This is a genomic window from Paenibacillus sp. BAC0078 (assembly GCF_054483875.1).
On sequence record NZ_JBTLRW010000009.1, the window covers coordinates 165,525 to 177,935 of the forward strand.

12 protein-coding genes are annotated in these 12,411 nt (G+C 46.7%); 8 read left to right on the forward strand and 4 right to left on the reverse strand.

All coding sequences use genetic code 11. The annotated features are described in order from the left end of the window. Positions 1 to 148: 148 nt before the first annotated feature. Entirely contained in the window at positions 149 to 973 is an 825-nt protein-coding gene (locus ACX1DY_RS18235; protein ID WP_458965616.1) for a nucleotidyltransferase domain-containing protein, read from the forward strand. Between the two features lie 112 nt (positions 974 to 1,085). On the opposite strand, the gene ACX1DY_RS18240 is transcribed toward ACX1DY_RS18235, so the two are convergent. Then, positions 1,086 to 1,898: a class I SAM-dependent methyltransferase gene (locus tag ACX1DY_RS18240; protein ID WP_458965617.1), complete on the reverse strand. Its 813-nt coding sequence runs from the start codon at positions 1,896 to 1,898 to the stop codon at positions 1,086 to 1,088. Positions 1,899 to 2,350: 452 nt separating this feature from the next. Between ACX1DY_RS18240 and ACX1DY_RS18245 the strand changes: the two genes are divergently transcribed. From ACX1DY_RS18245 to ACX1DY_RS18260, 4 genes are all read left to right on the forward strand, one after another. Beyond that, complete coding sequence (locus tag ACX1DY_RS18245; RefSeq protein WP_458965618.1) at positions 2,351 to 3,466, forward strand: sulfate ABC transporter substrate-binding protein; 1,116 nt, start codon at positions 2,351 to 2,353, stop codon at positions 3,464 to 3,466. A 100-nt stretch (positions 3,467 to 3,566) separates the two neighbouring features. Next, positions 3,567 to 4,409 (forward strand): sulfate ABC transporter permease subunit CysT, encoded by an 843-nt coding sequence (gene cysT, locus ACX1DY_RS18250; protein WP_458965619.1) that lies wholly within the window; start codon positions 3,567 to 3,569, stop codon positions 4,407 to 4,409. A gap of 304 nt (positions 4,410 to 4,713) precedes the next feature. After that, the gene (cysW, locus tag ACX1DY_RS18255) at positions 4,714 to 5,577 is read left to right on the forward strand and encodes a sulfate ABC transporter permease subunit CysW (RefSeq protein ID WP_458965620.1); all 864 of its coding nucleotides are present in this window, start codon (positions 4,714 to 4,716) and stop codon (positions 5,575 to 5,577) included. A 103-nt stretch (positions 5,578 to 5,680) separates the two neighbouring features. After that, positions 5,681 to 5,902, forward strand: coding sequence for a YezD family protein (locus ACX1DY_RS18260; RefSeq protein ID WP_458965621.1), 222 nt, complete (start codon positions 5,681 to 5,683; stop codon positions 5,900 to 5,902). Positions 5,903 to 6,016: 114 nt separating this feature from the next. On the opposite strand, the gene ACX1DY_RS18265 is transcribed toward ACX1DY_RS18260, so the two are convergent. Beyond that, positions 6,017 to 6,325, reverse strand: coding sequence for a hypothetical protein (locus ACX1DY_RS18265; protein WP_458965622.1), 309 nt, complete (start codon positions 6,323 to 6,325; stop codon positions 6,017 to 6,019). Between the two features lie 200 nt (positions 6,326 to 6,525). Between ACX1DY_RS18265 and ACX1DY_RS18270 the strand changes: the two genes are divergently transcribed. After that, a complete protein-coding gene (locus tag ACX1DY_RS18270; RefSeq protein ID WP_458965623.1) occupies positions 6,526 to 6,933 on the forward strand; it encodes a GNAT family N-acetyltransferase in 408 nt (135 codons plus the stop codon). 43 nt (positions 6,934 to 6,976) lie between these two features. Next, on the forward strand, positions 6,977 to 7,609 hold the full coding sequence (locus ACX1DY_RS18275; RefSeq protein WP_458965624.1) for an NAD(P)-dependent oxidoreductase: 633 nt from the start codon (positions 6,977 to 6,979) through the stop codon (positions 7,607 to 7,609). 436 nt (positions 7,610 to 8,045) lie between these two features. Here ACX1DY_RS18275 and ACX1DY_RS18280 read toward each other — a convergent pair whose 3' ends face one another. Both ACX1DY_RS18280 and ACX1DY_RS18285 read right to left on the reverse strand, forming a co-directional pair. Further along, positions 8,046 to 9,443 carry a helix-turn-helix domain-containing protein gene (locus tag ACX1DY_RS18280; RefSeq protein WP_458965625.1) on the reverse strand — a complete coding sequence of 466 codons (1,398 nt, stop codon included), beginning with the start codon at positions 9,441 to 9,443 and terminating at the stop codon, positions 8,046 to 8,048. 245 nt (positions 9,444 to 9,688) lie between these two features. After that, positions 9,689 to 9,937, reverse strand: a complete 249-nt coding sequence (locus ACX1DY_RS18285) for a galactose oxidase (RefSeq protein WP_458965626.1) — start codon at positions 9,935 to 9,937, stop codon at positions 9,689 to 9,691. Between the two features lie 217 nt (positions 9,938 to 10,154). Between ACX1DY_RS18285 and ACX1DY_RS18290 the strand changes: the two genes are divergently transcribed. After that, a complete protein-coding gene (locus ACX1DY_RS18290; protein ID WP_458965627.1) occupies positions 10,155 to 12,248 on the forward strand; it encodes a hypothetical protein in 2,094 nt (697 codons plus the stop codon). The last annotated feature ends 163 nt before the right edge of the window (positions 12,249 to 12,411 follow it).

Here is a 12,411-nt window from a genome sequence, read left to right on the forward strand (position 1 = left end):
CTTGGTAGGAGAGATAGGCGAAATTCCACATGCTTCAATTATTGAGTATTATAAAAAAAGCACATCGCTTTACGCTAAAGGGAAACTATACCTACATAATTCCAAGAACAGGCTGCCACGGATTCATACAGCAGATGGAGTGATCTTAATGTTGATCCAATCGTTTGAAGACGAAACACTTGAGCGAACCTTGTCCATATTTGTTGATGATATCCGAGCCATTCTTAATAGAAAGTTGCGAAGCATTTACCTTTATGGTTCGGCCATCCACAATGATTTATCCCCGGGATACGGGGATTTGGATTTTCTCGTCGTAATTGGAGAGGACCTTAGCCAAAATGAAATCGAACTTTTAAACAAACAAAGATCCAATTATAGATCATCCCTCCTTAGAAGATCCGTCGATGGACAGATCCCAAGCCTCCACACCGATATGCTTGAGGGTGCCTTTCTTACGATTAATATGCTGAGTGGGGAAACGGGCAGTGGCTTGTGGTGGGGAACAAAGCGCGAATCCGTCTGGACGGAAAATCAATTAGACCTGTTCACCCTGTACACGATCAAGGAGCAGAGTATCTTATTGTATGGTGAGTCCCATTTAGCCAACATTCCATCATACTCAAGGGAAGAGTTTATTAGCTTTTTTAAGGATTACGCCAAGTGCATGCGGAAGTTTGGCAAGGGGAATAGCCTACATTCCGTTGACTGGCTTCTGTTAGCTTCCAAATTTATAGCTTGGTGGCAGGAAGGTGTTATCCTGTCTAAAAGCCAAGCAGCAGATTGGGGGCTTTTACATCTTAGTGGTGGATGGAAAGAGAATTTGAAGAGATGTAAGAAGCTGAGGAAGGATCCATCCAGGGCAACAAGTCTAGAATATTCCGAATGGCTGAGTAATTTGGAGCCAGCCATAATTGAAGCATCACATGATCTGGACAGAGCCCTCGAAACAACTATAAGCTGGTTAAAAGATTAAAACCTCTCTTTATAGAAGCAAACCTAGATGTGATAGCTTCTAAAGAGAGGTTTTATTGTGGAAAGAAAACAAAAGGAAAAATTATTATTGGCAGCTATTGGGCTAACGGATACTATAGTTTTCTTGCTTTGATTACAAAAGTTACAGGAAGCATCTTTGCTTTTTTTGCAAAATCACTGTTATCGTCCCACGATTGCATAATTTCATCATCAGATTGCTCAATCATTTGCTCAATTACAAATCCCGCTTTTGAGAGCGCATTTACATAGGTTGATAGTTTACGGTCCGATAAGGTTAGCGTACTGTCACCAAGTGATACTGAATACCAGGATTCGTCAAAATAACATTTTTTAAAAGCAAGTATATCATTTTCAGCAACAACACATTTGTGAATAGGGTGAGACCAACTGAAAATAAAGGCGCCGTCTTTTTTCAGGTAAGAAGCGATCCGGCTAAAAGTCCCTTCAAGGTCGGTGGTCCAGCCTATGGCATAAACCGAATACACGAAGTCAAAATAATCCTCCGGTATCCCGCATTCTTCTTCCATGGGAGAACAGATCAATTGTGCGGAAAGACCGTTCGATGTCAGAAGCTGTGTGGTCTTTTCGATTTGTTTTTCTGATATATCTGTACCCCATAGTTCAGATGCTTGGCGTTCCCCCAGATATTGCAAGGATTGACCGCTTCCACAGCCGATTTCCAGCACCTTTTTTCCAGAGACATCGCCAAAAAGCTGACATTTTTCTTCGGAGACAAATGCTCCATATAAAGGAAGCGCGATTGCTCCTAAGACGTCATTTCCTTTTGTATCCCAGAAGATGCTGTTTGTTTTATGTATAGAGCTCTTGTCCATGTCGACCGTGATAGCGCTGCCAACCTCGCCAGCACCTATAACGTTTGTTCTATAAGCAGAATTCTTGTCCATGCCTGTACCATCTCCCAATAAAATAATATGAGCCTAAACGTAAATCCCGACTTGCGCGCCAAAATAATGTACCATTTTTCAATGGACAAATCTACCTAAAATATTCCACGAAGCGTCCGTATGTTCTCACCCTCTTACGAGCAGTTTCTGATAACCATGGATGGTGATGGAGCGCAGTCTGCCATAGCCCTTGGGCTAGGCGTCCGCGACTTTCTTTTATTTTGAAAAAAAGATTTGACAGTGAGGAGAGCTTTCAGTATTATGTCTGTATAAACCTACTAAACGGGTAGGAATAATTAAATAAAAGTTCTTACCGTACAGACGGAGGAACGCCCGCATCAGGCTCGCAGACACGTGTCCAAGGACCGGTTTGACCTGCCATAGGGGGCATTCCTCCGTCATTTTTTTGAAATCATGGATGAAATAAGAGAAAACAAGGGGAGTGGTGTGTGATGAAAAAAGGGATCAAGAAGGGGCTTATCGCCGGGTTCACATTAATGCTGACGGCAGGGCTTACAGCTTGCGGAAACAACAGCAATGCAGGCAATGGAGCGGCAACAGCCACGGATGCACCGAAAGCAAGCAATGCGGCGGCAACCGCCGAAGCCACGAAGGCCCCGGCTAAAGATCCGGTAGAGCTGCTGAACGTATCCTATGACCCCACACGCGAGCTGTACGAGAATTATAACAAGGCGTTCTCTGCCTATTGGGAGAAAGAAACTGGCCAGAAGGTAACGATTAAGCAATCCCACGGCGGTTCCGGCGCACAAAGCCGTGCGGTGCAAGAGGGGCTGGAGGCCGACGTTGTGACGCTTGCTCTTGGTTACGACATTGATGCTTTGAAGAATAAGGGGCTGATCAATGAAGGCTGGGAAAGCAAATTTGAGCATAACAGCTCGCCGTACACATCGACCATTGTGTTCCTTGTGCGCAAAGGCAACCCGAAAGGCATCAAGGACTGGCCGGATCTGTTAAAAGAGGGCGTAGAGGTCATCACTCCAAATCCGAAAACCTCCGGCGGTGCCCGCTGGAACTACCTGGCAGCCTGGGGTTATGCGCTTGACCACAACAACAATGATGAAGCCAAGGCGCAGGAATTTGTGCAGGAGCTGTTCAAGCATGTGCCGGTGCTGGATACCGGGGCGCGCGGAGCAACGACGACCTTTGTGGAGCGTGGAATCGGCGATGTGCTGATCGCCTGGGAGAATGAGGCCTATCTGTCCATCAAGGAGCTGGGACCGGACAAATTCGAGATCGTCAACCCATCCGAGAGCATTCTGGCCGAACCGCCGGTTGCTGTGGTCGATAAAGTTGTGGATAAAAGAGGAACACGCGAGGTTGCGGAGGCTTATCTGAAATATCTGTACACGGAAGAGGGACAAAAAATCGCTGCGGAGAACTACTACCGTCCAACGCTGGACAGTGTGAAGCAGCAATACAAGGATAAATTCCCGGACATCAAGCTGTTCACACTCGCAGATAAATTCGGAACCTGGAAAGAAGCGCAGGAGAAGCATTTCAACGACGGCGGAATCTTCGACAAGATTTATGTGCCTGGGGCTAAATAATGCCAGCTCGTAAGAGGACACGGAAGGAATAGGGCAAGCAGAACCGTGCAGGGAAGCTGATCGGCCTATAGGCCGAAGGCGGGAAAGGGATGAATGATCAATGAGTGTCACCACTACGGCTGCGGTGCGGCGGCGCAGGGTGCTGCCGGGCTTTGGGCTTACGATGGGTTACAGTGTGTTGTATCTGAGTCTTGTTGTGCTGCTGCCGCTGTCGGCGCTGCTGTTCAATTCGACAGGACTTAGCTGGGCCAAATTCTGGGATATCGCTACGGATACGCGGGTGTTGGCCTCCTACCGTGTCAGCCTGAGCACAGCGGCAGCGGCTGCTTTGGCGGATGCATTTCTGGGGCTGCTGCTGGCCTGGGTGCTGGTGCGTTATGAGTTTCCGGGTAAAAGGGTATTTGACGCTCTGATTGACCTCCCGTTTGCCCTGCCGACGGCTGTAGCGGGTGTCTCCCTGACGGCGCTCTATTCCCAGAATGGCTGGATCGGTTCCCTGCTGGAGCCGCTGGGGCTCAAGATTGCCTTCACACCGCTCGGCATAACACTTGCGCTGATGTTCATTGGCATCCCCTTTGTGGTCCGCACCGTTCAGCCCGTGCTGGAGGAGCTGGACCGCAACATGGAGGAAGCTGCGGCCACGCTGGGTGCGGGAAGGCTCAGGACCTTCCGCAGCATTGTGCTTCCCGAGCTGATTCCCCCGCTGCTTACCGGCTTCGCGCTGGCGTTCGCCCGGGGCATCGGGGAATATGGCTCCGTTGTGTTCATCTCCGGCAACATGCCGATGCGGACAGAAATCGCTCCGCTGCTCATCATGTCCAAGCTGGAGCAGTTCGACTATGCCGGGGCTACTGCGGTGGCGCTGCTGCTTCTGCTGATCTCTTTTCTGCTTCTGCTTGTCATCAACACGCTGCAGCGCTGGGCCCGCAAGGCTTCCCGGTAAGGGTAGCGTAGCTCGAACAGTATGGTTGTATTTGCTGCAATTAAAAGGATGCGTCAGACCGTATTTTTCGCGCTAATTGTAGTGTGTACACTTAAAAATGGCGGATGGCTTACTTTTACCGGAATTATAGATTTTTAGATGTAAGAAGTACATCTAAAACTGTTTTAGCTTCCATTGATATCCTTTTAGTTGTATGAAGTACAGCTAAGTCAGTCCTTAAATTTTAGCGAATGCTTCCGAAGCGAGTTTTGTTCGAAGTAAATCAAGGGAGCAGATGCTTACACAACTTTTAGGAGGGAAAATCATGGCGGGTACTGTCCCGATGTTTGCTCCCAGGCCGCAGAAGAGTGAGGCTTCACCCGCGACGACCGAATCGAAGGCCGTTAAATGGGTGCTGATCGCCGCCGCCGGGCTGGTGCTGTTCTGGCTGATTGCCCTGCCGCTGCTCGTCGTGCTGACGGAGGCGCTGAAGAAGGGCTGGGATGTTTTTTTGGCCGCATTGACTGACCCTGATGCTGCTTCCGCCCTCCGGCTGACGCTTTTGGTCGCAGCGGTCACCGTACCGCTGAATACGCTGTTCGGGGTGATGGCGGCCTGGGCGGTGACCAAGTTCCGTTTTCGCGGGAAAGGGTTTCTTATTACGCTGATTGATTTGCCCTTTGCCGTATCTCCGGTCATCGGGGGCTTGATCTTCGTGCTTGTGTTCGGCTCGAACGGCTGGTTCGGGTCCTGGCTGAGCGACCATGACATCAAGATTGTCTTTGCCCTTCCGGGCATTGTGCTCGCCACCTTGTTCGTGACCTTCCCGTTTGTTGCCCGCGAGTTGATTCCGCTGATGGAGGATCAGGGCACGCAGGAGGAGGAAGCGGCGGTAACGCTCGGTGCGCATGGCTGGCAGATTTTCTGGCGCGTAACGCTGCCTAATATCAAATGGGGCCTGCTGTACGGAATCATTCTGTGCAATGCGCGGGCGATGGGAGAGTTCGGCGCGGTGTCTGTAGTCTCCGGGCACATTCGCGGAGAGACGAACACGCTGCCGCTGCATGTTGAGATTTTGTACAACGAATATCAGTTTTCCGCTTCCTTCGCTGTGGCCTCACTGCTGCTTCTGCTGGCTTTGGTTACGATGCTCTTGAAAAGCTGGCTAACACGCAAAAATGCGCATTGACAGCCCTTTTACTTCCGTGCTATTTTAAATCATAGTATACAGGTTGGTGATTGCGGAATTCAGGTGTAGATCATCCCCTGTCCGGGGAAAGGGAGGCTGGAGAATGGCTAAGCCACTGAAGGTGGATGAGGTATGGCTTACACGGATTGCGGAGCTTCTGGACAATATGGAATTTGGTTCCCTCCACATCGTCGTACATGAAGGACAAATTGTACAGATGGAGCGGACGGAGCGCAAACGCTTTGAGAACAGCACTGCAAATGCACGCTATAGCGGAGAGGCCGGCAGCCGGCGGACCGATGTCCGTTCTGCGGGACGGGGATGAAGCGTATTGCCGCTTATATAAATAGTTCTTTTTTGCATAAAGAAGACCTTCATTCGTTTTCGTTTGAAGGTCTCTTTCTTTTGTACCACCTGGTATGCAGCCTATGCATCCCTTCTAGTAGCGCGGTCTGCGCCGCGAATCGGCCAATCCCTCTACAAGCAATATGATCGCAGTAAGAGTATGCATAATCCAGCCGACCACTGGAATTAAAGCGACTACCGAGGTGATGATCCCGACAATATTACCGATGACACGCCCGCGTTCCCCTATCAATATTACGACCGCAACGATGTGCAGCAGGAAGGCCACACCCAGCGGTACCCACGCATTGGCTACAACAAAGGCTCCCCCGAGAAACGGGATTGCGAGAAAAGCCTCATAAGCAAAGGTTCCCCACTTGAACAGCTTTCCTATTGGAGACATGTGTACTTCACCCAACCCTTCAGTATAATATTGTCGATATCTCTAAGTTGTTGTACGTCTGGCAGCAGATAATGTTCCAATTCCAATATACGCCGGGCAATGCCGGGGCGATCCTTGCTTGGCAAGGTGTGGTCATATATATTGGTAACAGTTAATACAAGCAAGACGGCTGGAGATACTGAGGGAGAAGGGATGAGGAAATGATAGATAAGCTGGAGATCCGCCATGAACGGCCGACGGTAGAGCAGTATTTGGCGCTGCGGGAGGAGGCCGGGCTGAGTCCGATGAGTGCCGAAGGAGCAGAAATCGGGCTGCCCAGGTCATCTTTTGCGGTGACGCTTTACGAAGAGGGCTTGCTTGTAGGCATGGGACGCGTAATCGGGGATGGAGGCTGCTTCTTTCAGGTGACGGATATCGCCGTTAAGCCTTCCTGCCAAGGGCGCGGGCTGGGGAAGATCATTATGCGGGAAATCAGGAGCTTCCTGGATACGGTGGCGGAGAGAGCTTATGTCAGTCTTATTGCTGACGGCGAAGCCTCCAGACTCTATGCGCAGTATGGCTTCCAGCCGGTAATGCCCAATTCGCAGGGAATGTTCCTGCCGCGTTAATTGAGGAAGTCCATGTGTACATATAAAAAGTGAGGGATTAAATATGGATGTTGTAGTGTTTGGAGCTACGGGAACGATTGGCAGAGCTATTGTACAGGAAGCGTTAAAAAGAAAACATGAGGTCACCGCAGTGGTCCGCAATCCGGCTTCACTGCAGCTCCAGCATGAGCGACTGCAGGTCGCAACCGCCGATATTCTGGACCCGGCGCAGGTAGCGGCGGCTGTGCGCGGGCATGAAGAGGTAATCAGCGCGTTCGGGCCGGCTGCCGGAAGGGAGGATGACCTGCTCCGCGCGGCAGAGAGTCTGCTGGAAGGACTGCAGGAAGCAGGACTTGCGCGGCTGCTCGTTGTTGGCGGAGCAGGCAGCTTGAAGACGGAGTCGGGCGAGTGGCTGATGGATACGCCGGATTTCCCCGAGAAATTCCGGCCGCTGGCCGCAGCGCACGGACATGCCTATGAAATTTACCGGGGCTCTGATCTTGATTACACGTACATCAGTCCGCCTGCCGTTATCCGGTCTGGCCGCCGGACCGGGCAGTTCCGCATCGGCCTGGACCGGCTGGTTGTGGATGAGAACGGGGAGAGCAGCATCAGCGTCGAGGATTTTGCCGTGGCTGTCATTGATGAGCTGGAAGAAGGGAACTTCAGCCGGGCTAGGTTCACAGTGGGTTATTGATCTTCAAAAATCTATTAAAGGAGAAGCAGTGAGTCTTATCTTAGACTCGCTGCTTTTTTGCTGGTTAGGAAATTATAATTTTCGTCTATTGTGGATAAGGTGTGCATAAAGTTGGGGATAAGTTTCATTTGATTTCTATTATCGGAAGGACGAATTTGTTCTGTTCATAAATGACAGGAAATGAAAAACGCTCTCGAAAATAATCGAGAACGTCGATTGGTTAGTCATTGGATTTTCGGTGAAGACGAAGGTGGATAGTGTGGAAGTGAAAAGAGAAGCTCAGATCGTCCTTGCCACACTTGGAATTCATTACCGAACGGTAGAAGAGATTCAACTACCACCGATACCATGTGACATGGTTTGGATTAACGATTGAGTGTTATTATCTGCTACGATTTCAATGTTTCCTGTAGGAAGAACAATTACAGACAACAAACTACATAAAACTAAAAGCTTGATGACTTTTCTTAGCATTCGAATTCCGCACCTCTCTGATCAGAAGTTTGTATCTATCCTTTTCTTTCTCTGTTGCTGCATAACGATATTGTTCAAACAGATCAGCACAAGTGATCGCTATACTCTCATTGTTAATCATAGCAGATGATTCCAAACTTTGTAGTACGAAGCTAATTCCTTCATTTCGTTTATTATGTAAGTAATAGGCGGCCAGTTCAGCAAGAAATCTGGCGTGTTTGTCTGCCATAATCTGCTGATTGTATTCACCAAATTCCGATCTATAGGTCCGATAGGGGATGTAGGCAGAGAAACGTTCCAGAATGTGATCAACATTCCAGTCATACCGGTTAGCCGATTTGATAATATGGTACACAGCCGTAAATATCTCGTCCGGTTGTGTTGCGATATATTCCACATAATCAGCCAGCGCTTCCAATTGTCCATCGAGTACGCGATACAAATAGATGTTCGCCGTACCCCACTCCCGAAACTGGGATAATGTCCGTTGGGCTTCTTCATCGTCTTCCTGTATCCAGCTTCCGTCCATATAAAGGGGCACACGCTCTATTGCAGATTTATAGTCTCCGTATTCCATACAGATACTTGAGAGGAAAAGATTGGCGTTTAGAATATAGTGATATAGTGGTCTTCGAGACACTTTTCCATTGTCTTGTTTACGGTTCGACTGGCGTTGGAAATTATAACGGAGTCTAGCGAGCCGTAGCATCTTCTGTGCCAGCTCATCCACCTTAGGCCACTGCTGCAAGGAATAATAGACATTCAGCAGGTCTATTATTCCATCTAATTGATCAGCCTCATCTAGCCGATCTATGTAACACTCAAAGAGAATTGCCTCTCGCGAATTAATGCTCTGATCGTCACCCAAGGCAATTTTAAATAGGCGGTATTGGCATACTGCCAGCCGCTCCGAATTCTGATACTTCTCACTAGCGCTTACATTCTTATATAGTAACCCTGCAGCCTGCCATAGTCCGTCCTGAAACAGTCCCTCCGCCACTTCGAACAGCATGGGGGCATAGGTCAGATTCTCAAGCAGATTCTGAACGACCTGTTCAACGCAATCGAGACGGCCTAATGCGGCTGAACGCAAAAGAAAAGGCCGCAAACGCCGCCAAGTGGGTGACGAATAGTAGAAGCATTCGTCCACGTATAAGCTGTAGAAATGGTCCTCCGGCAAACCCATCCCCTTGGTAATCCGCTCCAGATGATTCATGGCAATCGGCTGCTGACCCTTAAGTATCCGGCTGAGCGTTCCTGAATTAATACCGACCTGTCCGGCAAATTGATGAATGGACATCCCCTGCTGCGAAAGATACATCGCTAATGAATCGCGAATCGTGGCTGTAGTAGGGACCATGTAGACACCACCTAACTGAATTCCAATAATTATAATTTTGTTGTATAGATGTAATATTATTCTATAATATTCCAATGGTCAATACTGGAGATTAGTAGAAACAGTGAACTGGGCAAGGGTTGTAATTTGTTAAGAGGGAAACCAAATGATTATTATCTATGGGCACTTTTTGAAACTCTTGTGGAATGTACAGTTCAAATTCTGTTTCCAGAGATTGGAGAGGAATATTCTAAATTATCGGGAGGCTAAAACATTTCGAAGGTCAATATTTTGTCGAACACAACATAATCTTCTTTACGTTTGCTGAATGGGCCTTTATTGTTCGTGTGTTTATCAATTGCATACATACCTGGACCTCCACCAGCATCACGGGCATCATACCAGGTTAGGAATGTATTAACTTCAGCAATGGCGAGATCGTATTCTTTTTCTGTGCCGTTAGAAAGATCGAGAAGAAGCGATTGAAGTGAAGCATTGAAAATGTGTTTAGACAAAATAATTTATATGTTTACATGGAATATATAAACAAATGAATCATTATTTATAATTTTAATCCAATATTAATGTTGTTCAACTAATCAAAAAAATAGAGTTTAAGGAGGCGATAGTTTTCTCGGAATTTTGGAAAGTATTTTTTTAGGAGGTAAGATCGAGGACTAGTTGTTTTAAATCCTTACATCTCATATTTGTGAAAGTAATTAAGGAGAAAATATGAAAAAATCTGCTTTTTTAGCTACTATTATGTTCGTTATAGTATTGCTACTTTCTCCATTGGAGGCAATAGCTGATGAACTCCCCCGATCCGTTCAGTCCGCAGGTGATGAAAGCGATGCCAAAAATGCAGCAGATCAGGTGCTAATTTTGGGAGATAAATTAAAATATCTAAGCGAAAAAGCGTATAGAGAAGGCAACATCGAACTATCAAAAAAGATTCATGCCAAATATTATGATTTGTATCTACAAAGTATCAAGTTATTCAGCCTGCCGGGAGTCCCTGAAAAAGGTTCGACCAGAATACAATCAGATAATGCCCGTATACTCACATCAGAAGATAGTAAGTTTACAACATTGCTTTCGAAATATGAATCTGCCATATCAGAGTTCGACAATTCCGTAAGCATAAATAAAGTGCAAAACAAGAAAACTGCAGTGGCCAATCTTACAAATTATGGAGACTACCCTGTTTCCACTGTTTTAAAGGTTGATCAAACGATCATTTCTTATTCGGACATTACTTTTACTCCGGAAGAAACGGGTATCTATCAATTTACATATTCCTCCGTTATAGGCGATACAGTAGGTGCGGATATATGGGATGGTCAGCAATACATTTACGGCAATAGTGCATATGAAGGCAACAAAACAATTGAAACCGTAAGCATGACCCAAGGGGTCACATACACAATATATTTCAATGTGGATTATCCAATTATTTCTAATGCGACTAAAGTTCCTATTGTGTCACTTGATATGCCTATTGATATCAGTTTGAACAAAAACCAATTTCAAGTCTTTAAATTTACCCCTGCCCGCACGTATGAATACACCATAAATACCCTGGGATACGGTGGTTTAACTTCTTATGGTGGAGGAGCCAGCATTACCTTATATCAGGATGCAGCATTGAAACAGTCGTTGGATCAATGGGAGGACGAGTTATCTTATGAATTGGAGAGCGGGAAAACCTACTACATTAAGCTGGAGCCTCTATATCCTGATCAGCCCCTGCATATGAGAGTTGAGATTATTAACAGACATGAGGCGGACCTTATCCTAAACGCTCCTTCAGATGTGACGACAGATAACTCTTGGGGGGCTGGTCTTGAGTTTACCGCGCCAACGAATGGCACATACAGAATATTTACCACCTATTATAAAGGTGTAAAGACTCCAACAGAAGCCGATACGGTGTTGGAGGTCTACACAGAGAGGTATGTGCTTCTCGCTGAAAATGATGATGATGCACCTAACGACATACGGTATTCAACGATTACAATGACAATGAATGGAGGAGAAAACTACTATATTATTATTAAGGGGTTTGGTGGAGATGTTGTAAATGCGAGAGTCACCGCTACCCTTCTTGATGCAGATAAACAAGTACTGGAACCCAACACTCCGTATGACCTCTCAAAACCAACCTACTCAATATGCAATTTTTCGTTTACCCCTAAACAAACTGACAATTATGTATTTTGGACTTCAGCTTACAATGGAACCGATACGGCAAAAAGTGATACAATCCTGCAATTGTACAGTAATGCTGCAGCTACTAGCCTGATAGCGGAGAATGACAATTATAATAATACCACCTTCTCAAGGCTGAAGGTCAATTTGGTAGCAGGAAAAACTTATTACCTTAAGCTGCAAACCCGTGGCATCTTTCATACCCGTCTCATTGCAGCAAGCTCAAGGGACTCCTTAACTCCAGAAAATCTGACGTGGACCTATGCTAATGCTGATGGATTCAATATTTACTGGCAAGCGCCATTGGACAGCGGCAATGTGAAGCGATATATAATCTGGGAAGGGAATAAGCAGCTTGGAGTTGTTGACGGGAAAACAAATTATTTATATGTAAAAGCAACCCCTCCCTCGCAGCATACTATTAGAGTCGAGGTTGAACCAGTTGCCGGAGAAGGGAACTACACCTCCAAAGCGCTGGTGGTTAACTTTGTTCTTCCATTGGAATATGTGTATTCGAACGGAAGACTGAAATATATTCAAATCAAAGAGTCCCATAAAATCATTAGCGAGTATGTTTACGATAAAAATGGAAATCTATTAAGAATAATCAACTACTAGAGCATATAAGGAAAGGGGAGGTCTCTTGATCCGGAGATTCCGAAATTATATAGGCGCAAAGATCATGATGACATTGAGTGGATTGATGGTATTAGAAGTGATCAGGATGACCTGGAAAACCCGTGGATTGAGGGAGAACGGCTAACCAGTACAAGCTGGAGAA